At 67.2% G+C, this 25,789-nt stretch carries 21 protein-coding genes; 16 read left to right on the forward strand and 5 right to left on the reverse strand.

Annotation, left to right across the window (positions count from 1 at the left end; all coding sequences use genetic code 11):
* The first annotated feature begins 80 nt into the window (after positions 1–80).
* Together mfd and R1L06_RS10410 are read left to right on the forward strand one after the other, a co-directional pair.
* On the forward strand, positions 81–3,545 hold the full coding sequence (mfd, locus tag R1L06_RS10405; RefSeq protein ID WP_110711665.1) for a transcription-repair coupling factor: 3,465 nt from the start codon (positions 81–83) through the stop codon (positions 3,543–3,545).
* A gap of 46 nt (positions 3,546–3,591) precedes the next feature.
* The gene (locus R1L06_RS10410) at positions 3,592–4,209 is read left to right on the forward strand and encodes an HD-GYP domain-containing protein (RefSeq protein ID WP_094000233.1); all 618 of its coding nucleotides are present in this window, start codon (positions 3,592–3,594) and stop codon (positions 4,207–4,209) included.
* A 99-nt stretch (positions 4,210–4,308) separates the two neighbouring features.
* On the opposite strand, the gene R1L06_RS10415 is transcribed toward R1L06_RS10410, so the two are convergent.
* Positions 4,309–6,402: a M13 family metallopeptidase gene (locus tag R1L06_RS10415; protein ID WP_317217655.1), complete on the reverse strand. Its 2,094-nt coding sequence runs from the start codon at positions 6,400–6,402 to the stop codon at positions 4,309–4,311.
* A gap of 208 nt (positions 6,403–6,610) precedes the next feature.
* On the reverse strand, positions 6,611–7,360 hold the full coding sequence (gene gpmA, locus R1L06_RS10420) for a 2,3-diphosphoglycerate-dependent phosphoglycerate mutase (RefSeq protein WP_004150217.1): 750 nt from the start codon (positions 7,358–7,360) through the stop codon (positions 6,611–6,613).
* 94 nt (positions 7,361–7,454) lie between these two features.
* On the opposite strand from gpmA, the gene nfi reads away from it, so the two are divergent.
* On the forward strand, positions 7,455–8,129 hold the full coding sequence (nfi, locus tag R1L06_RS10425; protein WP_153856864.1) for a deoxyribonuclease V: 675 nt from the start codon (positions 7,455–7,457) through the stop codon (positions 8,127–8,129).
* A 38-nt stretch (positions 8,130–8,167) separates the two neighbouring features.
* On the opposite strand, the gene R1L06_RS10430 is transcribed toward nfi, so the two are convergent.
* Both R1L06_RS10430 and R1L06_RS10435 read right to left on the reverse strand, forming a co-directional pair.
* A complete protein-coding gene (locus R1L06_RS10430; RefSeq protein WP_107432646.1) occupies positions 8,168–9,148 on the reverse strand; it encodes a cation diffusion facilitator family transporter in 981 nt (326 codons plus the stop codon).
* A 180-nt stretch (positions 9,149–9,328) separates the two neighbouring features.
* On the reverse strand, positions 9,329–11,578 hold the full coding sequence (locus R1L06_RS10435) for a TonB-dependent siderophore receptor (RefSeq protein ID WP_032127522.1): 2,250 nt from the start codon (positions 11,576–11,578) through the stop codon (positions 9,329–9,331).
* A 289-nt stretch (positions 11,579–11,867) separates the two neighbouring features.
* On the opposite strand from R1L06_RS10435, the gene R1L06_RS10440 reads away from it, so the two are divergent.
* On the forward strand, positions 11,868–13,283 hold the full coding sequence (locus R1L06_RS10440; protein WP_049399641.1) for a GGDEF domain-containing protein: 1,416 nt from the start codon (positions 11,868–11,870) through the stop codon (positions 13,281–13,283).
* Positions 13,284–13,378: 95 nt separating this feature from the next.
* Here R1L06_RS10440 and R1L06_RS10445 read toward each other — a convergent pair whose 3' ends face one another.
* Complete coding sequence (locus R1L06_RS10445; RefSeq protein ID WP_317217656.1) at positions 13,379–14,596, reverse strand: MFS transporter; 1,218 nt, start codon at positions 14,594–14,596, stop codon at positions 13,379–13,381.
* 77 nt (positions 14,597–14,673) lie between these two features.
* Between R1L06_RS10445 and R1L06_RS10450 the strand changes: the two genes are divergently transcribed.
* The 12 genes from R1L06_RS10450 (at position 14,674) to R1L06_RS10505 (ending at position 25,739) form a co-directional block, all read left to right on the forward strand.
* Positions 14,674–15,123, forward strand: coding sequence for a winged helix-turn-helix transcriptional regulator (locus R1L06_RS10450; RefSeq protein ID WP_317217657.1), 450 nt, complete (start codon positions 14,674–14,676; stop codon positions 15,121–15,123).
* Between the two features lie 73 nt (positions 15,124–15,196).
* Positions 15,197–16,324 (forward strand): metallophosphoesterase, encoded by a 1,128-nt coding sequence (locus R1L06_RS10455; protein WP_317217658.1) that lies wholly within the window; start codon positions 15,197–15,199, stop codon positions 16,322–16,324.
* Positions 16,325–16,458: 134 nt separating this feature from the next.
* Entirely contained in the window at positions 16,459–17,142 is a 684-nt protein-coding gene (locus tag R1L06_RS10460) for a response regulator (protein ID WP_317217659.1), read from the forward strand.
* Positions 17,139–18,518 (forward strand): sensor histidine kinase, encoded by a 1,380-nt coding sequence (locus R1L06_RS10465; protein ID WP_005412674.1) that lies wholly within the window; start codon positions 17,139–17,141, stop codon positions 18,516–18,518. Before R1L06_RS10460 ends, R1L06_RS10465 begins: the two co-directional genes overlap by 4 nt.
* 79 nt (positions 18,519–18,597) lie before the next feature.
* The gene (locus tag R1L06_RS10470; protein WP_317217660.1) at positions 18,598–19,434 is read left to right on the forward strand and encodes an alpha/beta hydrolase; all 837 of its coding nucleotides are present in this window, start codon (positions 18,598–18,600) and stop codon (positions 19,432–19,434) included.
* Position 19,435: 1 nt separating this feature from the next.
* Complete coding sequence (locus R1L06_RS10475; RefSeq protein WP_012479558.1) at positions 19,436–19,795, forward strand: EamA family transporter; 360 nt, start codon at positions 19,436–19,438, stop codon at positions 19,793–19,795.
* Positions 19,792–20,190, forward strand: a complete 399-nt coding sequence (locus R1L06_RS10480; protein ID WP_317217661.1) for a DMT family transporter — start codon at positions 19,792–19,794, stop codon at positions 20,188–20,190. Before R1L06_RS10475 ends, R1L06_RS10480 begins: the two co-directional genes overlap by 4 nt.
* A 10-nt stretch (positions 20,191–20,200) precedes the next feature.
* Positions 20,201–21,403, forward strand: a complete 1,203-nt coding sequence (locus tag R1L06_RS10485) for a DegT/DnrJ/EryC1/StrS family aminotransferase (RefSeq protein ID WP_317217662.1) — start codon at positions 20,201–20,203, stop codon at positions 21,401–21,403.
* Between the two features lie 174 nt (positions 21,404–21,577).
* A complete protein-coding gene (locus R1L06_RS10490) occupies positions 21,578–22,294 on the forward strand; it encodes an MtnX-like HAD-IB family phosphatase (RefSeq protein ID WP_032127528.1) in 717 nt (238 codons plus the stop codon).
* A 62-nt stretch (positions 22,295–22,356) separates the two neighbouring features.
* Positions 22,357–23,757, forward strand: coding sequence for an aspartate aminotransferase family protein (locus tag R1L06_RS10495; protein WP_032127529.1), 1,401 nt, complete (start codon positions 22,357–22,359; stop codon positions 23,755–23,757).
* Between the two features lie 29 nt (positions 23,758–23,786).
* Complete coding sequence (locus tag R1L06_RS10500) at positions 23,787–24,851, forward strand: GNAT family N-acetyltransferase (RefSeq protein WP_317217663.1); 1,065 nt, start codon at positions 23,787–23,789, stop codon at positions 24,849–24,851.
* A gap of 3 nt (positions 24,852–24,854) precedes the next feature.
* The gene (locus R1L06_RS10505; RefSeq protein WP_253143358.1) at positions 24,855–25,739 is read left to right on the forward strand and encodes an arginase family protein; all 885 of its coding nucleotides are present in this window, start codon (positions 24,855–24,857) and stop codon (positions 25,737–25,739) included.
* The last annotated feature ends 50 nt before the right edge of the window (positions 25,740–25,789 follow it).

The following is a 25,789-nucleotide window of genomic DNA, read 5'->3' on the forward strand; positions in this document are numbered from 1 at the left end:
CAACCGCACATGAGGCGGCCGGCCAACGGCAGGCACGACTCGCCGGGCTTCGATCGGGCTTCTGCTAAAATCCGGGGTCCATGTCGCGTACCTCATACCCCGCCCCGCCGCTGCCGCGCGCCGGCCAGCTCCGCGCCTGGTGGCGCGCCCCCGCATCGCCGACCGCCCTGGCCTGGTACCTGGCCCAGGCCGCGCGTGCGCACGACGCCCCGCTGCTGGTGATCGCCCGTGACAACCACGGTGCCAACCAGCTCGAAGCCGACCTGCAGACCCTGCTCGGCGGTGACCCGGCCCTGCCGGTGGTGGCCTTCCCGGACTGGGAAACCCTGCCCTACGACCGCTTCAGCCCGCATCCGGACATCATTTCGCAGCGACTGTCCGCCCTGCACCGCCTGCCCACGCTGAAGCGCGGCCTGGTGATCGTGCCGGTGCAGACCCTGCTGCAGCAGCTGGCCCCGCGCAGCTACGTGATCGGTGGCAGCTTCGACCTGAAGGTCGGCCAGCGCCTGGATCTGGAAGCCGAGAAGCGTCGCCTGGAAAGTGCTGGTTACCGCAACGTCCCGCAGGTGATGGACCCGGGTGACTTTGCCGTGCGCGGCGGCCTGCTCGATGTGTTCCCGATGGGCGCCGACGAGCCGCTGCGGGTGGAGCTGCTGGACGAGGACATCGACTCGATCCGTGCCTTCGACCCGGAAAGCCAGCGCTCGCTGGACAAGGTCGAGGCGGTGCACATGCTGCCGGGCCGCGAAGTACCGATGGACGAAGCCAGCATCGCCCGCGTGCTGGCCACGCTGCGCGAACGCTTCGATGTCGATACCCGGCGCAGCGCGCTGTACCAGGATCTGAAGTCCGGGCTGGCCCCGGCCGGCGTCGAGTACTACCTGCCGCTGTTCTTCGAACGCACCGCGACCCTGTTCGACTACCTGCCCGACGGCAGCCTGCCGGTGGTCTGCGCCGGTGCCGGCGAAGCCGCCGAGGCGTTCTGGGCGCAGACCGGCGAGCGCTACGAACAGCGCCGCCACGATGTGGAACGGCCGCTGCTGCCGCCGTCGGCGCTGTACCTGTCGCCGGAGCTGCTGCGCGAGCGACTGAACGATGCCCCGCGCATCGAGGTATGGTCGGCTGACCACGCGCGCATCGCCGATGCCCATGCGTTGGGCGACCAGCCGCTGCCGCCGCTGCCGGTGGCCGCGCGCGAGGCCCCCGCTGGCGACGCGCTGAAATCCTTCCTCGGCCATTATCCGGGCCGGGTGCTGATCGCCGCCGATTCGCCCGGGCGTCGCGAGGCCCTGCTGGAAGTGCTGCAGGCCGCCGAGCTGAAGCCGCCGGTGGTGGCCGACCTGCCCAGCTTCCTCGCCGACGATGCGCGCTTCGCGATCGCGGTGGCGCCGCTGGAGGATGGCTTCGCACTGGACGATCCGCGCATCGCGGTGCTGACCGAGCGCCAGCTGTTCCCCGAGCGCGCCGGCAGCACCCGCCGCACGCGCCGTGCCGGCCGCGAGCCGGAAGCGATCATCCGCGACCTCGGCGAACTGACCGAGGGTGCGCCGATCGTGCACGAGGACCATGGCGTCGGCCGCTACCGCGGCCTGATCGCGATGGACGTCGGCGGCATGCCCGGCGAGTTCCTGGAAATCGAATATGCCAAGGGCGACCGCCTGTATGTGCCGGTCGCCCAGCTGCACCTGATCAGCCGCTACTCCGGTGCGTCGGCGGAAACCGCGCCGCTGCATTCGCTGGGCGGCGAACAGTGGAGCAAGGCCAAGCGCAAGGCCGCCGAGAAGGTGCGCGACGTGGCTGCAGAGCTGCTGGAGATCCAGGCCCGCCGCCAGGCCCGTGCTGGCCTGGCGCTGCAGGTAGACCGCGCGATGTACGAACCGTTCGCGGCCGGTTTCCCGTTCGAGGAAACCCCGGACCAGCTGGCCGCGATCGACGCCACCCTGCGCGACCTGGCCAGCAGCCAGCCGATGGACCGCGTGGTCTGCGGCGACGTCGGCTTCGGCAAGACCGAGGTGGCGGTGCGTGCGGCATTCGCCGCCGCCAGTGCCGGCAAGCAGGTGGCCGTGCTGGTGCCGACCACGCTGCTGGCCGAACAGCATTACCGCAACTTCCGCGATCGCTTCGCCGATTACCCTCTGAAGGTCGAGGTGCTGTCGCGCTTCAAGACCACCAAGGAAATCAAGGCCGAGCTGGAAAAGGTCGCCGCCGGCACCATCGACGTCATCGTCGGTACCCATCGCCTGCTGCAGCCGGACGTGAAGTTCAAGGACCTGGGCATGGTCATCGTCGACGAGGAGCAGCGTTTCGGCGTACGCCAGAAGGAAGCGCTGAAGGCGCTTCGCGCCAACGTGCACCTGCTGACCCTGACCGCCACGCCGATTCCGCGCACGCTCAACATGGCCATGGCCGGCCTGCGCGACCTGTCGATCATCGCAACGCCGCCGCCGAACCGGCTGGCGGTGCAGACCTTCATCACCCAGTGGGACAATGCGCTGCTGCGCGAAGCCTTCCAGCGCGAGCTGGCACGCGGTGGCCAGCTGTACTTCCTGCACAACGACGTGGAAAGCATCGGCCGCATGCAGCGCGAGCTGTCCGAGCTGGTGCCGGAGGCGCGCATCGGTATTGCCCACGGACAGATGCCGGAGCGCGAGCTGGAAAAGGTGATGCTGGATTTCCAGAAGCAGCGCTTCAACGTGCTGCTGTCGACCACGATCATCGAGTCGGGCATCGACATCCCCAACGCCAACACCATCATCATCAACCGCGCCGACCGCTTCGGCCTGGCCCAGCTGCACCAGCTGCGTGGCCGCGTCGGTCGTTCGCACCACCGCGCCTACGCCTACCTGGTGGCGCCCGACCGCCGCTCGATCACCCCGGATGCGGAAAAGCGCCTGGAAGCGATCGCGTCGATGGACGAGCTCGGTGCCGGCTTCACCCTGGCCACGCACGATCTGGAAATCCGCGGTGCCGGTGAACTGCTGGGCGAGGACCAGAGCGGGCAGATGGCCGAGGTCGGCTTCAGCCTCTACACCGAGCTGCTGGAGCGCGCGGTGCGCAGCATCAAGCAGGGCAAACTGCCCGACCTGGATGCCGGCGAGGAAGTGCGCGGTGCCGAGGTCGAGCTGCATGTGCCGGCGCTGATTCCGGAAGACTACCTGCCGGACGTGCACACCCGCCTGACCCTGTACAAGCGCATTTCCAGCGCGCGCGACAGTGATGCGCTGCGCGAACTGCAGGTGGAGATGATCGACCGCTTCGGCCTGCTGCCGGATGCGGCCAAGCACCTGTTCGCCATCGCCGAGCTGAAGCTGAAGGCCAACACCCTCGGCATCCGCAAGCTGGACCTGGGCGAGAACGGTGGCCGCATCGTGTTTGAGTCCAAGCCGAACATCGACCCGATGGCGGTGATCCAGCTGATCCAGAAACAACCCAATCTCTACGCCATGGAAGGGCCTGACAAGCTGCGCATCAAGCACCCGCTGCCGCTGCCGGAAGACCGCTTCAATGCGGCCCGCGCCCTTCTGACCACCCTCGCCCCGGGTTGATCGCCCCCCCGAACACCCCGCACCGGTCCCCACCCGGTGCGGGCGGATGACCATGTTTCCTGACGCCGTACCCGCCCCCGACCTGCTGCACGCACAGGCCTGCCTGATCGATGCCCTCTCGATGTCGCTGCAGATGCGCGACGCCTACACCCGCCACCACTGCGACCGCGTTGGCCTGCTCGCGCAGCGCCTGGCCACGCACTGCGATCTCGATGACGATGCCTGTTCGCAGATCGGCCTGGCCGCGCGCTTCCATGACATCGGCAAGATCGGCATCCCCGACGATGTACTGCTGACACCGCGCCGGCACACCGACGAGGAACGCGCGATCATGCGCGAGCATCCGGTGCGCGGCGAACACATCTTCCTGGCCACCGGCCGCAGCGATGCAGCACCGGTCGCGCGGCTGATCCGCGCCCATCACGAAGCGTTCGATGGCAGCGGTTATCCCGACGGCCTGCGTGGCGAAAGCATTCCGCTGGGCTCACGCATCGTCACCGTTGCTGATGCCTACGATGCCATGACCAGCGTGCGCCCCTACCGCGCAGCGATGGAACGCGAGACTGCGTTGCGCATCATCGACGAGCAGTCCGGCGGCCTGATCGATCCCTACGTTCTGCAGCGCTTTCATCGCATGTTGGCGCGGGAGCCGGAGCTGGCCTGAGATCCGCCGGGCACGGCCCAGCGCTCCCGAGCGGACAAACAAAAGGCCCGGCTTTCGCCGGACCTTCTGCATCACGCAACACGCATCACGTGCGATCGATTACCAGATCACCACGCGCTTGTCGTCGGCACGCACCATCGCGTCGCCGGCCTTGCACTGGAACGCAGCGGCATACGACGGCATGTTCGACGGCGCGCCGTTGGCACGGAAGTTGGCCGGCGCGTGCGGGTCGGTGTTCAGGCGGACGCGCAGCTCACCGTCGGTGAAGTTGCGGCGCCACACGGTGGCCCAGTTCATGAAGAAGCGCTGGTCCTGGCTGTGACCATCGACTTCGACATTCGCCTTCGGATCTTCCTTCAGCGCCATCTGCAACGCGTCGTAGGCCACGGTCAAGCCGCCCAGGTCGCCGATATTCTCGCCCAGGGTCAGCTTGCCCTTCACGAACACGCCCGGCACCGATTCATAGCCATCGAACTGCGCGACCAGCTGGTCGGTACGTTCGGTGAAGGCCTTGCGGTCGGCGTCGGTCCACCAGTTGTCGAAGTTGCCGTTGGCAGCGAACTGGCTGCCCGAGTCGTCGTAGCCGTGCATCATCTCGTGGCCGATGACCGCACCGATGCCGCCGTAGTTCAGCGCCGGATCGGCCTTGGCGTCGAAGAACGGCGCCTGCAGGATGGCGGCCGGGAATACGATCTCGTTCTTGGTGGCGTTGTAGTAGGCGTTGACGGTCTGCGGGGTCATGCCCCACTCGGTCTTGTCCACCGGCTTGCCGATCTTGTCCAGCATGTAGCGATAGTTGAACGCGCGCGCAGCCTGCATGTTGCCCAGGTAGCTGTCACCGTTGGTCTGCAGGCCCGTCCACTCACGCCACTTGTCCGGGTAGCCGATCTTCGGGGTGAAGCTGGCCCACTTCTCCAGCGCCTTCTTCCTGGTCTCTTCGCCCATCCACGGCAGCTGCTCCAGGCGCGCCTTCAGCGCCACCGAGAGGTTCTCCACCAGGTGCTGCATGGCCACCTTGGACTCGGCCGGGAACACGGCGTCGACGTACAGCTGGCCCAAGGCTTCACCCATGCCGCCGTTGACCGACTCCAGCACGCGCTTCCAGCGCGGCTGCATTTCCTTCTGGCCACGCAGGGTGGTGCCATAGAAATCGAAGTTGGCCTTCTCGAACTGGCTGCTCAGGTACGGCGAGGCGTCATCGATGGTGTGGAAGCGCAGGTAGGCCTGCCATGTGCTGGCCGGCACGTCGGCGAGCATCTTGTCCATTTCACCGAAGAAGCCCGGCTGCGCCAGCGAGAACTTCTGCGCGGCCGGCACCTTCAGGGTGTCGAACAGCGCGGTCCAGCTGAAGTTCGGGGTCAGCTTGTCGGCGTCAGCCGCGCTGAGCGGGTTGTAGCGCTTGGCCGGGTCACGCATTTCGATGCTCGACATCGAGGCCTTGGCCAGACGGGTTTCGAAGGCCATCACGGCCTTGGCCTGCTCGGCAGCCTGCGCCGCGTCCACGCCGGACAGCGTCAGCACCTGCGCGATGTAGGCCACGTATGCGTCGCGGATCTTGGCCTGCGCGTCATCGAAGTAGTAGCCCTTCTCCGGCAGGCCCAGGCCGCCCTGGCCGACATAGGCGATGACGTTGGCCGAATCCTTGTAGTCAGCATTGGCGAACAGCGAGAACAGCACGCCCTTGCCCTCGGCCTGGCTGTCGCGCAGGTACTGGGTGATGGCGGCGGTATCGTTCAGCGCGGTGATCTTGTCCAGCTGCGGCTGCAGCGGCGCCAGGCCGGCGGCTTCGATCTTGGCTTCATCGTTGCCGGTCTTCCAGATATCGCCGATCTTGGCTTCCACCGAGCCGGCCTTGGCCTGGCTGGCCGCGGCCTGCTGCACCAGTGCGTGCTGCACTTCCAACGAGCGCTCGCGCAGGATCTCGAAGCTGCCCCAGGTGGTCTGGTCGCCCGGCACCGGGTTGGCCTTCAGCCACTTGCTGTTGACGAAGCCATTGAGGTCGGTACAGGCCGAAATGGCCGGATCCAGGTCGGCGCTGTTGAGCGAGATCAGCGGCGTCTTGATCTGCGACAGGTCGAAGGCCGGCTTGGCGTCGGCGCTGGCCGCCGGCGCGGTTTCATTCTTGCCACAGGCCGCCAGCGAGGCAGCGATGGCGATGGTCAGGCCCAGCGGGACCAGGTTGCGGACGTTCATGAGGCTCTCCTGCGGGTAATTTCACAGGGTAGCCGGGGAGGCCTGCGGTGGGACCGGCCAAAGGTCACAGGACGCGCTTATGTAGAGTCGAGCCATGCTCGACTGCTCTCCGTTCCGGGTTTATTGTCCTTGCGGCAAGAGGCCAACAGCAGTCGAGCATGGCTCGACTCTACAAAAAGCGAAGGCCGGCTTGCGCCGGCCTTCTGTTTTATTTCGCCTTGCCCTGGTTGGCCACGGCTTCAGCGGCCTTGCGCGCTGCTTCCGGGTCGCCCAGGTAGCGGAACGACTTCACCGTCAGGTCGTCGTTCAACTCGAACAGCAGCGGGATGCCGGTCGGGATGTTCAGCTCGAGGATTTCCTCGCGCGAGACGTTGTTGAGGTACTTGTAGAGTGCGCGCAGCGAATTGCCATGGGCGGTGACCAGCACGGTCTTGCCGTCCTTCAGCTGCGGCGCGATGGCGTCGTGCCAGTACGGCAGCACGCGGTCCAGCGTGGTGGCCAGCGATTCGGTGCCCGGCAGCGCGTTGCGGTCCAGGCCAGCGTAGCGGCGGTCATGGATCGGGTGGCCCGGATCTTCCAGGTCCATGGCCGGCGGCGGGATGTCGTACGAACGACGCCACACCTTGACCTGGTCCTCGCCGTGCTTGGCGGCGGTCTCGGCCTTGTCCAAGCCCTGCAGACCGCCGTAATGGCGTTCGTTGAGGCGCCAGGACTTGTTCACCGGCAGCCAATCCTGTTCCAGCTCGGCCAGTGCACCCTGCAGGGTGTGGATGGCACGCTTGAGCACGGAAGTGTGGGCAACGTCGAACTGCAGGCCTTCCTCGCGCATCAGGCGACCCGCGGCGGCCGCTTCCCGGCGCCCCTGCTCGGTCAGGTCGACATCGACCCAGCCGGTGAAGCGGTTGTCCAGGTTCCACTGGCTCTGGCCATGGCGCAACAGTACGAGTTTACGGGTCACTGCAGGGTCTCCAACGCGAGGAAAGGCAGGCCGCCATTGTAGCCCCGGGCGCCGCTCACCGGGCCGTGGCACCGCGCATGCGATGCTGTGACCAATGAATACGGTGATCGACCCCGGGCGCTGGGAAGGCAGCGTCGCCGCTGCACGCGCGCAGCAGCTCCAGCTGGCCGGCCGCGTGGAGCGCCAGGACCGCCTGCCACGCAACGTGCGCTGGCTGGCCGGGCTGGATGTCGGCTTCGAGGACGATGGCGCCATCACCCGCGCCGCGGCGGTACTGCTGGACGCAGAGACGCTGCAGCCCGTGGCGCAGGAGATCGCGCGCATCCCCACGGTGATGCCCTATATCCCCGGCCTGCTCAGCTTCCGCGAGCTGCCGGCACTGCTGGCCGCGCTGGCGCTGCTGCCGCGCACGCCGGACTTGGTGTTCGTCGATGGCCATGGCATCAGCCACCCGCGCCGGCTGGGGGTGGCCGCTCACCTCGGTGTGGTCACCGACCTGCCAAGCATCGGCGTCGCCAAGTCGAAACTGGTGGGCCGGTTCGTCGAACCGGGCGCCGAGGCCGGTGCGCATACGCCGCTGCTGGATGGCGATGAGCAACTGGGTTGGGTGCTGCGCAGCAAGATTCGCTGCAAGCCGCTGTTCGTGGCCGGCGGCCATCGGGTCAGTGCGGATACCGCGCTGGACTGGGTACAGCGCACCCTGCGCGGGTACCGGCTGCCGGAACCGACCCGGCTGGCGGATCGGCTGGCCTCGCGGCGGGACGAATAGCCACCCCGGGCACCACCCGGCACGGCCCTCAATTTCAATCAACGATGCACGTGACCGCGATGGCCCTGCGCGTCCTCGCCGTGGTCATGGCCTTCATGGCCCTCGTGCTCGCCGGCCTTGGCCGGCGCCGGCTCACCACAGGCTTCGCCGCAGTGGTCCGCTTCGATCTGCAGTGTCACGTGCTCGATACCGAAGTCATCGTGCAGGCGCCCGCCCAGATCACGACGCAGCGCATCGGCATCGGTGCCGTCGCGCATCACGATGTGCGCGGTCAGCGCCGGGGTGCTGGAGGCCAGCGCCCACACATGCAGGTCATGCACGTCCAGTACCGCAGCGTGGCCGGACAGGCTGTCGCGCACCTTGGCCACGTCCATGCCCTTGGGCACGCCTTCCAGCAGCACGTTGATCGCTTCGCGCATCAGCACATAGGTGCGCGGCAGTACCCACAGGCCGATCAGCACCGCCAGGATCGGGTCGATCGGCTTCCAGCCGGTCCACTTGATCAACAGCGCGCCAGCAATCACGGCCACCGAGCCGAGCATGTCTGCCCACACTTCCAGGTAGGCACCCTTCACGTTGAGGCTCTCGCCGCTGCCGGCCTGCAGCAGGCGCATCGAGATCAGGTTGATGACCAGGCCCGCCGCGGCAATCACCAGCATGCCCGACGAGGCAATCTCCTGCGGCTCGCGGAAACGGCCAATGGCCTCCCACAGGATATAGCCGGCGACCACGAACAGCATCGCGCCATTGATCATCGCGCCCAGCGCTTCCAGGCGTGCATAGCCGTAGGTGCGGCGCGCGTCCGGCGGGCGCCGGCTCAGCCGCACCGCGACCAGCGCGATCATCAGCGCTAAAGCGTCGGTAGCCATGTGCGCCGCGTCGGACAGCAGCGCCAGGCTGTTGGTCCAGAACGCGCCTACCACCTCGACGACGAGGAAGGTGGAGGTCAGGCCGAGCGCCCACCACAAGGGTTTCTCGTGGCGGATCTCGGATGGCAGGTGATCGTGGTCGTGGCCCATGGCAACAGCTCCTTTGCGATGGGAGGCAGGCTACGCCGGAGGGCGTTGGGAAACTATCACGGTGTTTATAACATTGCAGGCCACGCGGTCCCTCACCGGGCATGGCCCGGCGCTACCGGAGCGCGGCCGGCAACGCCAGGCCACGCCTGGCGGACGCAGCGGACCGACGTCCGCCTGCGGTCAGAACCCGAAGCGCAGGCTGGCCCAGTACGCGCGGCCCGGCTCGTTGTAGGTCGCCGCGCCGGCATCGCTGCTGTTGGCCTCGCGGAACAGGCGCTTGTCGGCCAGGTTGTTGACGCCGAAACCGAAGCTGACCGTCTCGGTCACCTTGTAGCGCGCGCTCACGCCCCAGATGTTGTACGCACCACGGTCCTGCAGCGCGATCGACGGATCGCAGGTGCCGGTGCAGCGCGGATCATTGTTGATGTTGGTGGTGGCCGGCTTCTGCTTGCCGTAGAAGGTGCCGGTCAGCAGCACCGACAGCTTGTCGGTGGCCTGCCAGTCCAGCATCGTGTTGACGGTGTACTTCGGAATTACCGACAGCGGCTGGCCGGTGCTCTTGTTCTCGTTCTCCACCATGTAGGTGAAGTTGTTGCTCCACTTCAGGCGGTTGCCCTGCTCGCCCAGCAGCGGGACCACCAGGTTGCCTTCCAGACCCTGCACGATCGCCTTGGGTGCGTTCTCCCAGCGGAAGATGCGGCCCTTGGTGTCGGCGGTCAGCCCGATCTGGTTGTACCCGGCCTGGATCTTGTCCTTGTAGTCGTTGTGGAAGTAGGTCAACGACGCTTGCCAGCCGCTCTGCGGTGCCCACTCGATACCCAGTTCCTTGTTCAGGCTGGTTTCCGCCTTCAGGTCCGAGTTGCCGCGCATGTAGCAGCCGGCGCCCAGGCTCGGCAGTGCATTCGGGCAGCCATTGCCCCGGGTGTAATACAGATAGTCCGGATTCGACTGGTACAGGTTCGGCGCCTTGAATGCACGGGCGATACCGCCCTTCACCACCCAGTCGCTGTTGATGCGGAACTGCGCGTTGAGGCTGGGGCTGGTGTTGTTGCCGAACTGACTGTGGTGGTCGAAGCGCAGGCCCGGGGTGACGATCCAGCGCTCGCCCAGGTAGATGTTGTCTTCCACGAACACGGCGGTGGTCTGCGCGTCGGACTTGCCGCGTGCGCGATCGGCCGACAGCCCCGGGATGCCGCCGCCGCTGCTGCTGGACTGGCTCATCGAGTACGGGTCGGTCAGGCGGCTGTCCAGGTACTCAAAGCCCAGCGTCCAGATGTTCTCGGCACCACCCAGAGTGGTCGGGAAACTGACTTCGCCGTCCAGCTGGTAGTTGCGCAGGCGCGAGGTCGACCAGTCGGTGCCGTTGAAGCTGCCCTCCGGGCCACCGGCCAGGCCTTCGTTGATGCGTGAGTTGTTCACCGCTTCCACTGCCGCGGTCACCCGAGAGGTCACATCGCCCCAGCGGCCGCGATGGGTGATCGCGCCGGTGTTGCGGTACATGCGGTTGGTCTCGGCCTGCTGCTCGGCCAACGCCCCCAGATCGATCGGTGTCGAGGTACCGGTGGTGCTGACCGCGCGATCGCCAGCATAGATGTTGCCCTGGCGACTGGTGCCGGCTTCGAATTCGACCACCTGGTTGGCGGTCACGTCCCAGCGCAGCAGCGCGTTGACATCGCGGTTCTTGACGCCCTCGCGACCGGCCGGCGGCACCGCGTTCGGATTCGCCGCGAAGTCACGGTTGAGTTCCAGCGAATCGGCGTCGGTCTTGTTGAGATTGCCGTACAGGCGGAACGACAGGGTGTCGGTCATCGGCCCGCTCAGCTGCAGGCCGACGCGCTCGCTGCCGCCTTCGGCGCTGTGCTCGGGCACCAGGCCATACAGGTCGACCGCGCCGGTCAGGTCGCCGGTCGGGCGCTTGGTGATGATGTTGACCACGCCACCGGAAGCACCCGAGCCATAACGTGCCGCTGCAGGGCCACGCAGCACTTCGATGCGCTCGATCATTTCCGCCGGCACCCAGTTGGTATCGCCGCGGGTATTGCGCTCACCGCTGCGGCCCATGCGCACGGCATCACGCGCACCGATGCGCTTGCCGTCGACCAGGATCAGGGTGTTTTCCGGGCCCATGCCACGCAGATCGATCTGGCGGTTGTTGCCGTACTGGCCCGAGGCACTGTTGCCGGTCAGGTTGACGCCGGGCATGGTCCGCAGCAGCTCGGCGATGTCATTGGCCGGCGGGCGCCTGGCGATGTCCTCTGCGGTGATGGTCGAGGTACCCAGGGCCTGGCGCGCGATCTGCGAGGCGGTGACGTGCACCGTGTCGATATCGGTGGCGTCGGTTTCGGCGTGGGCGGTCAGAGCGCTGCCGGCCAGCAGGGCGGCAACGGCAAGCGCCAGCGGGCGCGGCGAAAGGACAACGGCAGGGGACATGATCAGGACCTTCTGGCAGGGCTACGGGGCCTCTGGCAAAGGGCTTGAGGCAACGACGAGGGGGAGGCGGAGCAGTCCTGCAGCAGGCACCTGCAGCCCGTTCCGTGCGCGCATTCTCCCATCAATGCGATTGATTCTCAAATGCGTTCACTCATTGCCGCAGCGGCGCCGATGTGGTTTGCGCACCGTGCAACCCTGCACCGCGCGTAAACTGGCCGGCTAACCCGCCATCAACCGTATGCCGCCGCGGCCGATACCCGTGGTTTGCCGTACGCAGTCAGAGATCGACGTGGAACCACCCCAATTGGACGATGCCAGCCAGCCGCTGGCCGAGGCCTGGCAGCAGTGCCTGCTGCAGGCCGGCCCTGCCGCCACCGCGCTGCTCAAGGCCGCTGCTACCGATGCCCCACCCGCGCTGGCCCAGCGCTTTTACGAAGTACTGCTGCAGGACACCCGTGCGCGCCGTTTCCTGTCCCACGACCAGGTCAAGCAGCGCCTGCAGCCGGCCATGCAGCGCTGGCTGGCGCAGCTGCTGACCACTGATGCCAGCGGCATCGCCAACACCGTGGCCTCGCAGCGGATCATCGGCGACGTGCACGCCCGCGTCGGCATTCCGGTCGACCTGGTTACCCGCGGTGCGCGCGTGCTCAAGCACGAACTGTTCGTGCGCCTGCGCGACGATGCACCGGACAGCGACACCGCATTTGCCGCCATCGACTGCCTCAGCGCGATCATGGATATCGCCATGGAAGGCATGACCCTGGCCTACACCCACGCGCGCGAGCGCTCCACCCGTGCCGACGCCGCCTACCGGCTGTTCTCGCTGGTACAGAACGTCGGTACCGAACGCGAGCGTCAGCGCGCACTGCTGCTGGACTGGGAAAACGCCCTGCTCTACGCGTTGGCCGGCCACGTGCAGGCCAGCGACAACGCCAGCCTGGCCACCTCGGAGTTCGGCCTGTGGTTCACCCACAAGGGCATCCCCAGCTTCGGCGAAAGCAGCGAAACGCAGCAGGTGGGCCAGTTGATGGCCCGCATTGATGGCCACCTGCAGCGCGCGAGCGGCGATGCTCCGGCGCAGCGACTGGCGGTGCTGCCGGCCATCCGCGAGGACCTGGCCGCCATCCGCACCCTGATGACACTGCTGTTCGAGCGCATCGGCGAACTGGATGCCGGCAGCGACGCGCTGACCAACCTGCTCAACCGTCGCTTCCTGCCTACCGTGCTGCGCCGGGAGATCGAGCTGGCCACACGCAACCGCACACCGTTCTCGCTGCTGCTGCTCGACCTGGATCATTTCAAGGCGATCAACGATGGCCACGGCCACGATGCCGGCGACCGCGCGTTGCAGCACGTCGCCGGCCTGCTCGGCCAGCTCACGCGCGGCAGCGACTACCTGTTCCGCTATGGCGGCGAAGAATTCGTGGTGGTACTGGTGGCTGCCAGCGAATCGCAGGCGACCGTGATCGCCGAGAGCCTGCGGCGGCAGATCGCACAGTCGCCGGTGGCACTGGCCAACGGCCAGGTGCTGGCACTGACCGCCAGCATCGGCGTGGCCGGCCACGACGGCCATCCGGACTACGAGCGGCTGATGGCCCGTGCCGACGCGGCAATGTACGAGGCCAAGCGCAGCGGTCGCAACCGCGTGGTGGTGGCCAGTGCGGACCTGCAGGAAGCGCCGGGACGGCGCGCACTGCAGCGATGACGGCAGGACAGGTAGAGTCGACCGCGGGTCGACTATCGCGCGCACCGCGGGGTTTTTCGCACGCAGGGCGAAGAGCAGTCGACTGACAGTCGACTCTACTGACAGCCGGCACTACCGATACGGCCGCCGGCCGCTGCTTTCACCGCCACCACCCGCCACGCTGCCCACCAGAGCAGCGCCAGCAACGCGATGCCCGCCCCCAACAGGCATACCGCCGGCCAGCCATGGCGCGCCTGCATCCACGGCCCGGCCGCTGCACCGGCACCACTGCCCACCGCATAGAACAGCATGTACAAAGCCACCAGGCGTCCATGCTGTTCAGCCGGCGCGCGCAGCAGCAATGCCTGGTTTGATACGTGCAGTGCCTGCCCACCCAGGTCGAGCACAATCACGCCCAACAGCAGCAACGACAGCGACTGCGGCAGGCCCAGCAAGGGCCACCACGCAACCAGCATCAACAACAGCGCACCGACGCTGACCGGATGCGCGAAACCACGGTCCATCCAGTGCCCTACCCGCGCTGCCAGCAGCGCACCGATCACCCCGGCCAGGCCCAGTGCACCGATGGCGGCGGTCGACCAATGCAGCGGTGGCGCCGAGAGCGGCAAGGGTGCCGCCGCCCAGAACACATTGAGGCCGGCAAACAGCAGCAGTGCCAGCAGCCCACGCTCGCGCAGCGTTCGATCGCGGCGCAGCATGGCCAGCATCGAGCCCAGCAGCTCGCGCCAGCGTGGGGGAACCGACGGCACCGGTACTGGGGGCAGGCGCCGCCACAGCAGCGCCGCCAACCCCGCCATCACCATCGCTGACAACAGGTAGACCATCTGCCAGCCAAAGGCCGCCGCCACCGTACCGGACACCACGCGCGCCAGCAGCAGGCCGATGAACACGCCGCCCTGCACCACACCGACCACGCGACCGCGCTGCTCGGGCGGTGCCAGCATGGCGGTATAGGCGATCAGGCCCTGGGTCAGCGCCGTGCCCAGCAAGCCGGCCAGCAGCATGCCCGACAACAGCCAGCCCGCCGTGCGTGACGCTGCCAGCCACAGCAGCGCCAGCACCAATGCGATCAACTGCAGCCGCAGCAGGCGTCGCCGGTCACCACGGTCCGCCAGCGGCAGCAGGCCAAGCAACGCCAGCACGCTACCGGCCTGGGTAGCAGCCAGCACCGCGCCAGCCACGGCCCGGTCCAGCGCAAAGGCGCGTGCAAGCTGATCCAGCAGCGGCTGCGCGTAATAGACGTTGGCAACGCTGGCACCTGCGGCAACCGCGAGCAGGACCAGCAGCGGGCGGGGAAGCGATATGGCACTCATGATGTGGTTGCAATTTGAAACTTGATGCAGGCTACTGCCATTGGTTTTAAACTGCAACCACATCAGAGAGGTCCACCATGCACGCCGACAGCCCCTGCCCCGTCGCCCGCAGCGCCGATCTGCTCGGTGATCGTTGGGCGCTGCTGGTCATCCGTGATGCCTTCGATGGCGTCACCCGTTTCGGTGATTTCCAGCGCAGCCTCGGCGCGGCCCGCAACATCCTCAGCGACCGCCTGCGCCGGCTGGTAGAGGCCGGCGTCCTGCAGCTGCAGCCGGCCTCCGATGGATCGGCCTACCAGGAATACGTGCTCACCGCCGCTGGCCAGGAACTGTTCCCGCTGCTGGTCGCGCTGCGCCAATGGGGTGAACGCCATCGCTTCGAGGCCGGTGAAGCCCATTCACAGCTGATCGAATCGGCGACGCGGCGGCCGCTGCCCTACATGCAGCCGCGCGGGCGCGACGGCCAGCCACTTCAGCCCAGCGCCACCCGCGTGCGCAAGCTCAGGGACGACGGGCGCGACACCTGATCCGCCCATTCGCGCACAACGACGAACACCCGCGCCGGTTAGCATCGGGTCTTTCCGCCACTGGATGCCGCCGATGTCGCGCGATCGCCCTTCCCTGCTGACCGCCCTTCTGTTGCCGCTGCTGGCCTGCGCCACAGCAACCACGCAGGCCCGCGAGGTTGCCGCGCCCGCCGACCACGTGCGGGCCGATGGCCCCTATGTGTTCCGCCAGGGCGACCAGCTGCAGGCCAAGTGGATCTGCGACGACAAGGTCGAGTCGCACACGCTTGCCACGCAGGCCGCAGGTACCGACATCGCCCCGCGCTGCGGCTACGAGCACTCGGTGCACGTGGCTGCCCCGAATGCGCCTTCGGTTTCCGTGCTGCCGGCCGTGCCACGCATCGTTGCGCTGTCCGACATCCATGGCCAGTACGGGCTGCTGGTGCGCCTGCTGCGCGCCCACCAGGTCATCGATGCCCAGGATCGCTGGGCGCTGGGCAAGGACACGCTGGTCATCGCCGGCGATGTGTTCGACCGCGGCCCGCAGGTGACCGAGGCCTTCTGGCTGCTGTATGGCCTGCAGCAGCAGGCGGCCGCCGCCGGCGGCGCGGTGCACTTCGTGCTCGGCAACCACGAAACCATGGTGCTGTACGACGACCTGCGCTACGTCAACCCGAAGTACCTGCGCAGCGCCCAGCTGCTCGGCCGCAGCTACCCGCAGCTGTACGGTGCCGATTCGGTGATCGGGCAGTGGCTGCGCACCCGCCCGGTGCTGCTGAAGATCGGCGACACCCTGTTCCTGCACGGCGGTATTTCGCCCGAGGCAGTGCAGCTGGCGCTGGACCCGGCGCGCACCAATGCGGCCTACCAGGCGTCACTGGGCCTGCCAAAGGCCGAAGTAAAGGCCGACCCGGCCACCGCACCGCTGTATGACGGCAAGACCAGCCCGATCTGGTACCGCGGCTACTTCGATGGCCGCCTCGACACCGCGGGGGTGCAGACCGTACTCGACCGCCTGCAGCTCAAACGCATCGTGGTCGGCCACACCTCGATGCCACACGTCAGCAGCTTCCATGGCGACCGCGTGATCGCCATCGACAGCAGCATCAAGAACGGCGAGAACGGCGAACTGCTGTTCATCGAAAATGGCAGGCTCAGCCGTGGCCTGCTGGATGGCTCGCGGGTGCCGTTGGCGCCGGGTGAGCCGGGCCTGCAGGACTGAATGAAGGGACAGCGCGACGGCACCGGGCGGCGGCGGCGCGCTCCACCTTCACCCGGTTTGCGGCTACCCTCGGCAGCCGAGAGAGGCCCACCCCGTCCATCCGGTGGGCCTGACCGTTACAGGAGCCCCCGCGCATGCGCGTTCTGATTGCTGAAGACGACCCGGATATCGCCTCCGGCCTGTGCGCCTCGCTGCGCCGGCAGGGGCACGTGGTTGACCACGTCGACAACGGCGCGCACGCCGACGCGGCACTGGGCTCGACCCAGTACGCATTGCTGGTGCTGGACCTGGGCCTGCCTCAGCTGGATGGCCGCGATGTGCTGCAGCGCCTGCGTCAGCGCGGCGATGGCCTGGCCGTGCTGGTGGTGACCGCCCGCGACGGCCTGGCCGAGCGCGTGCGCGTGCTCGACCTGGGCGCCGATGACTACCTGGTCAAGCCGTTCGCGCTGGACGAGTTCGAAGCACGCGTGCGTGCGCAGCTGCGGCGGGTCACCAGCAATGGCAACCCGGACCTGCGCATCGGCCGCCTGCGTATCGATCTGGCCGGGCACCGGGTGTGGATCGACGACCAGTCGCTGGAACTGACCGCGCGCGAGCTCGGCCTGCTGTCGGCACTGGCGGTACGCGCCGAGCGCATCGTGTCGCGCGCGCAACTGGTGGAGGCGCTGTGCGACTGGGGCCAGGACCTCACCGACAACGGCCTGGACATCGCCCTGCACCGCCTGCGCCGCAAGCTGCAGCCCGGCGGCATGGGCATCCGCACCGTGCGCGGGCTGGGCTACATGCTGGAAGACGCGCAGGACGAAAGCACGCCGTGATCAGTGGCCCGCCCAGCCTGCGCCGGCGCCTGCTCGCCTTTCTGGCGTTGCCGATGCTGGGCCTGCTCACCTTCAACACGATCCTGGCCTACTACGTTGCGCTGGACTATTCCAACCGCATCCACGACCGCAACCTGATCGACGACACGCATTCGTTCGCGCAGATGCTGAGCACCATGCCGGTGACCAGCGACCTGTCTCCGCAGGCGCGCTTCCTGATCGAGTACGACCCCGACGGCCATCGCTACTTCAACGTCGACAGCAGCCGCATGGGTACGCTCAGCGGCAATGCAGACTTCAGCCCGTACGCCCCTTCGCAGGACTGCACCGGCGTGCATCCGGCGCTGTACGACGGCAACCTCAATGGCCAGCAGGTGCGCATGGCCACCGTCTGCACGCAGGCGATGAACGATCCGCAGGACCAGCTGGCGGTGACCGTGGCCGAGAGCATGGCCGACCGCCGGCAGCGTGCGCGCGAGATCCTGATGATCATCATCCCGCTGATGACCATGCTGGCGCTGGGTACCGCAGCGCTGGTCTGGTTCGGCGTGACCTATGGCCTGCGTATCCTGACCCCGCTGAGGACCCGCCTGGCCCAGCGCCGCGGCGAACTGGCGCCGATCTCCGATGCCGACGTGCCAGAGGAGATCCAGCCACTGATCAGCACCATCGATGATCTGTTTGCCCGCCAGGCGGAAATGATCACCCTGCAGAACCGTTTCATCGCCGATGCCGCGCACCAGCTGCGTTCGCCGCTGGCGGGCATGGCCCTGCATGTGGACCAGGCACTGGCACATGGCGACCCCGATACAGTGCGCGAGGCGCTGCAGCACATCCGCCGGCTCAACCAGCGCACCGCCCGGGTCAGCACCCAGCTGCTGGCACTGAGCCGGGCGCAGACCGTGCCCGATACCGTGGAGGCACTGGACCTGTGCGAGCTGGTACCGCAGTGGGTCGGCATGCGCGTACCGGAGGCGATCCGCGATGGCATCGATCTGGGCTACCGCGGCAGTCCCCATCCGCTGCGTGTACTCGGCAACGGCGCCATGCTGCAGGAAGCGCTGGACAACCTGATCGACAACGCCCTGCGTTATGCCGGCCGCAATGCAACCGTCACGGTGGGCGTGCACGCGCTGGACGACAATGATGTCGAACTGTATGTGGAAGACAACGGCCCTGGCGTGCCCGACGACGTCATGCCACGGCTGGGCGAGCGCTTCTTCCGGGCGCCGGGCACCGCTGCCAGCGGCACCGGCCTCGGCCTGGCCATCGCGCACGAGGCGGTGGAGCACTTCGGCGGCCGCCTGAGCTTCCTGAACCGCCCAGGTGGCGGACTGAAAGTCGCCATCACGCTGCCGCTGCTGAAGGCGCCCTGACCCGGCCCGGGGCGCTGAAAGGCTGGCGAAAATCGCGCTTGCGATCCTGCCATCCCCACTGCCGTCCCGGAGCCGCCAGGTGACCGAATCGCACGACTTCTTCCTCCCCGGTGGCCCACAGGGCGTGCTGCTGGTCCATGGCCTGACCGGCACCCCGGCGGAAATGCGCATGCTGGGCAAAGGGCTGAACAACGCCGGTTTCACCGTGCACGGCGTGCAGCTGCCCGGCCATTGCGGCAGCGTGGATGACCTGCTGGCGACCACCTGGGAACAGTGGTACCAGGGCGTGGAAGATGCGGCGGCAACCCTGCGCGGCAAGGTCGACCAGCTGTTCGTCGGCGGCCTGTCGATGGGCGCGGTGCTGTCGCTGGCACTGGCTGCACGTCGCCCCGAGTGGGTGTCCGGGGTCGGCGTATACGGCGCCACCTTCCGCTATGACGGCTGGAACATCCCCGCCGTGGCCCGCTTCTCGTTCCTGCTGCCGTGGTTCAAGCGCTTCAACATCGGCCGCGACCGCATGTTCATGGAAGAACCGCCGTACGGCCTGCGTGACGAGCGCCTGCGTGCACAAGTCAGTGCCGCCATGCTGTCCGGCGACAGCGCCGCCGCCGGCCTGCCGGGCAACCCCTGGCACGCCCTGGCCGAAATGCGCGCCCTGAGCAACTGGACCCGCCGCCACCTGCACCAGGTCACCGCGCCGTGCCTGGTGATGCACGCCCGCGAGGACGACGTGGCCAGCATGGGCAACGCCGAGCTGGTGATGTCGCGGGTCAGCGGCCCGAAGGAACTGGTGGTGCTGGAAGACAGTTACCACATGATCACCATCGACCGCGAACGCCGCGATGTGATCCGCCGCAGCGCGCGCTTCTTCACCGAAATCGGTGAACGCACGGGCGCGCTCAAGGCGGTGGCCTGACATGGGGGCACTTGCCACGCTGCTGTGGCTGGCCAATGTCGTGCTCGATACCGGTGGCCAGCTCGCCTTCAAAGCCGCCGCCAGCGACCCGCAGGAGGGCGAAGGACTGCAGCGCTGGAAACACATGCTCAGCCGTCCCTGGCTGTGGATCGGCATCGCCTGCTACGTGCTTGAGTTCGTCGCCTGGATCGCGTTCCTGTCGCTGGTGCCGCTGTCCAAGGGCGTGCTGCTGGGCTCGATCAACATCGTCGCGCTGATGATCGCCGGCCGTTTCCTGTTCCGCGAGAAACTCACGCCGCTGCGGGTGACCGGCATGCTGCTGGTCACCGCCGGCGTAGCCGTGGTGGGGGCCGGCTCATGAGGCGCCTGTATGTGATCGGCTTCCCGCTGCTGATGGCTTTCGACACGCTGGCCCAGCTGTGCTTCAAGTACGCCGGTGACGCCGCGTTGCCGGTCGAGGCCAACACCGCCTGGCTGCTGCGCGTGCTGTCGCAGCCGTGGGTTTACGGCGCCATCCTCGGCTACGTGGGTGCATTCTTCACCTGGATGAGCCTGCTGCGCCATGCGCCGATCGGTCCCGCCTTTGCTGCCTCGCACCTGGAAGTGATCAGCGTGCTGCTGCTGTCGGCGTGGCTGTTGAACGAGCCGCTGACCCTGCACCATCTGCTCGGTGTGGTACTGATCGTGGCCGGCATCGTCTGCCTCGGCCGCGCCGAGGCGCACGACCCGCACAGCCCTGCCGAAAGCACCCCGTGAGCGCGCTGCGATGAGCCTGTTCGCGCGCGAACTGCCACCAACCGCCGGCCTGCCGATGCAGGCCAGCGATTTCCTTCCCGGAGGCGGCGACCTGCGTGACATCCTGGCCAGCCAGCTCGGCACACCGCCGCTGCAGCTGACCTGTTCCGGCACGCACGCGCTGCTGATCGCCCTGCGCACGCTGCGGAAGCGTGCGCCAAAGCGCGACACCGTGATCATGCCGGCCTATACCTGCCCGCTGGTGCCGATCGCGGTGCACAGCCTGGGCCTGCGCGTGCAGTTGTGCGATACCCGGCGCGGTCATTTCGACTTCGACCCCGGCCAGCTCAAGCGGCTGGCCGATGCGCGCACGCTGGCGATCCTGCCCACCCACCTGGGCGGGCGCATTGCCGATGTCGAGCTGGCCTGCGAAGTCGCCCGCAACGCCGGCGCCTGGGCAATCGAAGATGCCGCGCAGGCACTCGGCGCACGGGTCGGCAACAGCAGTGTCGGCATGCGCGGCGATATCGGATTCTTCAGCCTGGCCGCCGGCAAGGGCCTGAGCCTGCATGAAGGCGGCCTGCTGGTCAGCCGCGATGACGAACTGCGTGCTGCGCTGGCCGAACATGCCGTCCAGCACGTTCGCTCCAGCCTGCGCTGGGAGCTGCTGCGCAGCGTGCAGTTGCTGGGCCTTGCTACCTGCTATCGCCCTTCGCTGCTGTCACTGGTGTATGGCAATCCACTGCGCAATGCGCTTCAGCGTGACGATCTGGAAGATGCGGTCGGTGACATTTTCCCGCTGGATATCCCGCAGCACCGGGTCAGCCAGTGGCGGCAGAACATCGGCGCGCATGCCGCGCGGCGCTTACCGGCATTCCTTCAGGCCGGTCGGCTGCGTGCGTTGCAGCTGCGGGTGCAGCTGGCACAGCTGCCTGCCGTTGAGGTGGTCGATGGGCTGGCCGGTAGCGGTGGCACCTGGCCACTGTTGATGCTGCTGCTGCCCAGCCAACGCGCCCGCGATGCGGTACTGAAGGACTTGTGGCCACGCGGGCTTGGCGCCAGCCGCATGTTCATCCATGCCCTGCCCGGCTATGCCTACCTGCGCGGCATCGTGCCGCAGGACGACATGCCCAACGCACGCGACTTCGCTGCACGCATGCTGACCCTCGGCAACAGCGCCTGGCAGACCCGTGAAGAGACCGCCGAAATACTGCGGGCACTGGCCCGCGCGTGACGCCAGGACGCACGGATGGAGTGCGCCCCACGCATTCATCCATGCACCTTCCTGAACGCTTTCCGCGCCCTGCAATGCAGGCTTTCAACAGGAAAGGAACGAGAAAGGCTGCCTGCCTACATTGAGCCTGCCCCGGCATCGCGCCGGACGTTCCTTTCATCGACGGACCTGCCCATGCACTGGAGCATCCTGTGTGACTTCGACGGCACCATCAGCCTCGAAGATGTCATCGACTCGCTGCTGGAGAAATACGGCCAGCCGGGCTGGCAGGAACTGGAAGACCAGTGGAAAGCGGGAAAGATCGGCTCGCGCGAATGCATGCAGGGCCAGGTCAGGCTGCTGAAGCTGGACCCGGCCACGCTCGACGCCCACCTGGACCAGGTGCAGATCGATCCAGGCTTTGCCGCCTTTGTCAGCCGTGCCGAACAGCTGGGCGTGCCGCTGCGCATCGTCAGTGACGGCCTGGACCATGCGATCCACCGCATCCTCGCCAACCACGGCCTGTCGCGACTGCCGGTGGTGGCCAACCACCTGCGCTGGTGCGATGACCACTGGGAACTGGAATCGCCCTACCAGGCCGAAGGCTGCCGCAGCGGCACCTGCAAGTGCACCTGCGCCGCGCAGGCGCGCGCCAACGAAGCACCGCGTGTGCTGATGATCGGCGATGGCAGTTCGGATTTCTGCGTCTCCGAAGATGCCGACTTCGTGTTCGCCAAGCGTCGCCTGATCACCCATTGCACCCATGCCGGCATCGAGCATGCCGCCATCGATACCTTCCACGATGCAATCGCACTGCTGCCGCGCTTGCTCGATGGCAGCCTGCTGCAGCCACGTCGTATCGACGCCAGCCCGCAGCCCGCCGTACTGCCCCTGCTGCTGGCCACCGCCTGAGCACTCCCTTCCAAGCACGCCCCCGCTACCTCTTTCGAACGTCCTTCACGGAACCGAACTGCATGAACATTTTTGACAAGAACGCCGACGCCGCCGCCTCCGACGCGCAGCTGCTGGCCGACGAAGCCCGCTACAGTTCCTTCGGCGATACCGTCCACTACGTCGACCCGCCGAAGATCTTCCAGCGCGGCGAAGGCAGCTACATGTTCGACGGTGCGGGCGTGCCCTACCTCGACCTGCAGATGTGGTACTCGGCCTGCAACTTCGGCTACAGCAACAAGCGTCTGAACGATGCGCTGAAGGACCAGATCGACACCCTGCCGCAGGTCGCCAGCCAGTACCTGCACCCGACCCGCGTGCAGCTGGCCAAGACCATTGCCGTGGACATGCACGAGAAGTTCGGCCTCGACGGCCGCGTGCATTTCAACGTCGGCGGCGCGCAGGCCATTGAAGACTCGCTGAAGATCGTGCGCAACGCGCGTGGCGGCAAGAGCCTGATGTTCGCCTTCGAGGGTGGTTACCACGGCCGTACCCTGGGTGCGTCGTCGATCACCTCCAGCTACCGCTACCGCCGCCGCTACGGCCACTTCGGCGAGCGCGCGATGTTCATTCCGTTCCCGTACCCCTTCCGTCGCCCGAAGGGCATGACCCCGGAAGAGTATTCCGACCATTGCGTGTGGCAGTTCGAGCGCCTGTTCGAAAGCGAATACAACGGCGTGTGGGATCCCAAGGTCGGCCAGGCGGAGTACGCCGCGTTCTATGTCGAACCGATCCAGGGCACCGGCGGCTACGTCATCCCGCCGCGCAACTTCTTCACCGGCCTCAAGCGCGTGCTGGACAAGTACGGCATCCTGATGGTCGTCGATGAAATCCAGATGGGCTTCTGGCGCACCGGCAAGCTGTGGGCGATCGAGCACTTCGGCGTGACCCCGGACGTGCTGGTGTTCGGCAAGGCGCTGACCAACGGCCTGAACCCGCTGTCGGGCCTGTGGGCGCGCGAAGAGCTGATCAACCCGACCGTGTTCCCGCCGGGCTCCACCCACTCCACCTTCAACTCCAACCCGCTGGGCACCCGCCTGGGCCTGGAAGTGCTGAAGCTGGGCAAGGAAATGGATTACGAGCGCACCGTGCCGGAAAAGGGCGCGTACTTCCTCGATGGCCTGCGTGGCCTGCAGAAGCGCCACCCGGAAATCGGCGACGTCGACGGCCTGGGCCTGGCCCTGCGCGCGGAAATCTGCCAGACCGACGGCTACACGCCGAACAAGGAACTGCTGGACCGCATGGTCGACATCGGCCTGGCCGGTGACCTGCTGCACGACGGCAAGCGCATGGGCCTCGTGCTCGACGTGGGTGGCTGGTACAAGAACGTGATCACCTTCGCGCCGTCGCTGGACATCAGCTACGAAGAGATTGACCTGGCGATCACCCTGCTTGACCAGGCGCTGACCAAGGCCAAGGGCTGAGGTCCGATGCGCTGCCGGTTCCCGTGCCGATGGAAATGACGTCACGCGCATCCAGCACCGCGCTGGAACCGGCCGCGCTGCTGGAGGGCTTCCTGGCCCACCCGCCGCTCGGGTTCGAGGCAGGCCGCCTTCCCAGCGGCCTGCCGACCTTCCGTGCGCCGCTGGACCTGACCACCACGATGGATGACGACCTGCGCGGCAAGCTGCTTGGCCTGCCACTGTCGCGCCTGTGGCGGCCATGGATCACCTGGAAGACCCGCTTCGTCGGCGCCACCAGCACCGAGTACACCCCGCTGCCCGCGCACGTCGCACCAGAGGCATTGGCCGAGGACGTGACGCGTCACGCGATCGGCGATACGCGCCTTCTGGTGGTCAAGGACCTGGCGATCGATTCGCCGCTGCTGGACGACGCGGCCAACGCACACAGCGGTGCCTTCCTGCAGGCATTGCTGGCACGCGGCTTCGTCGAACTGGAAGGCATGCCGCTGGCCTGGGTGGCGATCGATTTCGATTCGATCGATGGCTATCTCGGCCGCCTGTCGTCTTCGCGCCGCAAGAACATCCGGCGCAAGCTGCGCTCGCGCGACGACCTGCAGATCGACTGCATCGCCACCGGCGATCCGGCCCTGGCCGACCCGCAGCTCCAGGCCGAACTGTATGCCTTGTACCTGGGCGTGTACGCGCAGAGCGCGGTGCATTTCGACCAGCTCGACCTGCCCTACTTCCAGCATCTTCTGGCCGACAGCCAGGGCCAGGGACGGATGTTCCTGTACCGCCACCACGGCCAGCTGATCGGCTGGAACCTGTGTTACGTGCATGCGGGCAAGCTGGTGGACAAGTACATCGGCCTGGCCTACCCGCAGTCGCGCGAGCACAACCTGTACGCGGTGAGCTGGATGCACAACCTCGAATACGCGCTGCAGCACAGCCTGAGCCACTACGTGGCCGGCTGGACCGATTCGCGGATCAAGGCCGAACTGGGTGCCAGCTTCACCTCCACCCGGCATGCGATCCACGCCCGTTCCCCGCTGCTGCGTGCAGCCCTGCGCAGGCTGGCCCCGTACCTGCAGGGCGAACCGGACGGAGGCGGCTGAGCGATGCCATTGCGTTCCCCGCTGATCCTGGACCTGGACGGTGGCGTGCTGCCGCTGCCAGAGGCGCAGACCCTGGCGCTGCCGCAATGGCATGATCCACTGCGCTTCGCCTGCCGCAATGCCACCCTGAACCGTTTCGCCACTGAAGTGCTGGCACCGTTGCCGGCCCAGCTCGGCACGGTAATGCTCGGCAGTGGCGACTTCCACCACCTCAGCCTGCCGCTGCTGCAGCGCATGCGCACGCAGGCGCCGTTCCAGCTGGTGGTGCTGGACAACCATCCGGACAACATGCGCTTCCCGTTCGGCATGCACTGCGGGTCGTGGGTGAACGCCGCCAGCAAGCTGCCGCAGATCTCGCACATCCACGTGCTCGGCATCACCTCCAGCGACATCGGCCTCGGCCATGCCTGGGAGAACCACTGGCGCCCGCTGATCGGCAGTCGCCTGACCTACTGGTGCATGGATGTGGACGTGGGCTGGGGGCATCGTCTCGGCATGGGCCACGCCTTCCGCCGTTTCGAGCATCCCGAAGCGCTGGTGGCTGCGTTCGCTGCCGAGCAGGCCAAGTCGCCGCAGCCGACCTACCTGTCGATCGACAAGGATGTGTTTGCCGAGGACGTCGCCCGCAGCAACTGGGACCAGGGCCGCTTCCAGCTGGAACACGCACTGGTGGTGATCGAAGCGCTGCGCGCCGGCGGCCTGGTCGGCAGTGACATCACCGGCGAAGTGTCGCTGGCCAACTACCAGAGCCGCTTCAAGCGCTGGCTGTCGTCGCTGGATGGCCAGCCTGACGTCAGCGCCGGGGATCTACCGCTGTGGCAGGCGCGGCACCAGCAGGTGAACCGCGAGCTGCTGGCGGCGATGGCCGCAGTGCCGACCGCCTGTTGAGCGCCTCGGTAGTGCCGGGCCCATGCTCGGCTATCGCTATCGCTTTCTGT

Origin of the sequence: Stenotrophomonas mexicanensis, from assembly GCF_032911605.1 — a bacterium.
Lineage (GTDB): Bacteria > Pseudomonadota > Gammaproteobacteria > Xanthomonadales > Xanthomonadaceae > Stenotrophomonas > Stenotrophomonas maltophilia_A.

What these genes read in the sequence shown, in the direction of transcription:
- mfd (WP_110711665.1), top strand. Translation starts at nt 81, where the DNA reads ATGTCGCGTACCTCATACCCCGCCCCGCCGCTGCCGCGCGCCGGCCAG.
- R1L06_RS10410 (WP_094000233.1), top strand. Translation starts at nt 3,592, where the DNA reads ATGACCATGTTTCCTGACGCCGTACCCGCCCCCGACCTGCTGCACGCA.
- R1L06_RS10415 (WP_317217655.1), bottom strand. Translation starts at nt 6,402, where the DNA reads ATGAACGTCCGCAACCTGGTCCCGCTGGGCCTGACCATCGCCATCGCT.
- nfi (WP_153856864.1), top strand. Translation starts at nt 7,455, where the DNA reads ATGAATACGGTGATCGACCCCGGGCGCTGGGAAGGCAGCGTCGCCGCT.
- R1L06_RS10430 (WP_107432646.1), bottom strand. Translation starts at nt 9,148, where the DNA reads ATGGGCCACGACCACGATCACCTGCCATCCGAGATCCGCCACGAGAAA.
- R1L06_RS10435 (WP_032127522.1), bottom strand. Translation starts at nt 11,578, where the DNA reads ATGTCCCCTGCCGTTGTCCTTTCGCCGCGCCCGCTGGCGCTTGCCGTT.
- R1L06_RS10445 (WP_317217656.1), bottom strand. Translation starts at nt 14,596, where the DNA reads ATGAGTGCCATATCGCTTCCCCGCCCGCTGCTGGTCCTGCTCGCGGTT.
- R1L06_RS10450 (WP_317217657.1), top strand. Translation starts at nt 14,674, where the DNA reads ATGCACGCCGACAGCCCCTGCCCCGTCGCCCGCAGCGCCGATCTGCTC.
- R1L06_RS10455 (WP_317217658.1), top strand. Translation starts at nt 15,197, where the DNA reads ATGTCGCGCGATCGCCCTTCCCTGCTGACCGCCCTTCTGTTGCCGCTG.
- R1L06_RS10460 (WP_317217659.1), top strand. Translation starts at nt 16,459, where the DNA reads ATGCGCGTTCTGATTGCTGAAGACGACCCGGATATCGCCTCCGGCCTG.
- R1L06_RS10475 (WP_012479558.1), top strand. Translation starts at nt 19,436, where the DNA reads ATGGGGGCACTTGCCACGCTGCTGTGGCTGGCCAATGTCGTGCTCGAT.
- R1L06_RS10480 (WP_317217661.1), top strand. Translation starts at nt 19,792, where the DNA reads ATGAGGCGCCTGTATGTGATCGGCTTCCCGCTGCTGATGGCTTTCGAC.
- R1L06_RS10485 (WP_317217662.1), top strand. Translation starts at nt 20,201, where the DNA reads ATGAGCCTGTTCGCGCGCGAACTGCCACCAACCGCCGGCCTGCCGATG.
- R1L06_RS10490 (WP_032127528.1), top strand. Translation starts at nt 21,578, where the DNA reads ATGCACTGGAGCATCCTGTGTGACTTCGACGGCACCATCAGCCTCGAA.
- R1L06_RS10495 (WP_032127529.1), top strand. Translation starts at nt 22,357, where the DNA reads ATGAACATTTTTGACAAGAACGCCGACGCCGCCGCCTCCGACGCGCAG.
- R1L06_RS10500 (WP_317217663.1), top strand. Translation starts at nt 23,787, where the DNA reads ATGGAAATGACGTCACGCGCATCCAGCACCGCGCTGGAACCGGCCGCG.
- R1L06_RS10505 (WP_253143358.1), top strand. Translation starts at nt 24,855, where the DNA reads ATGCCATTGCGTTCCCCGCTGATCCTGGACCTGGACGGTGGCGTGCTG.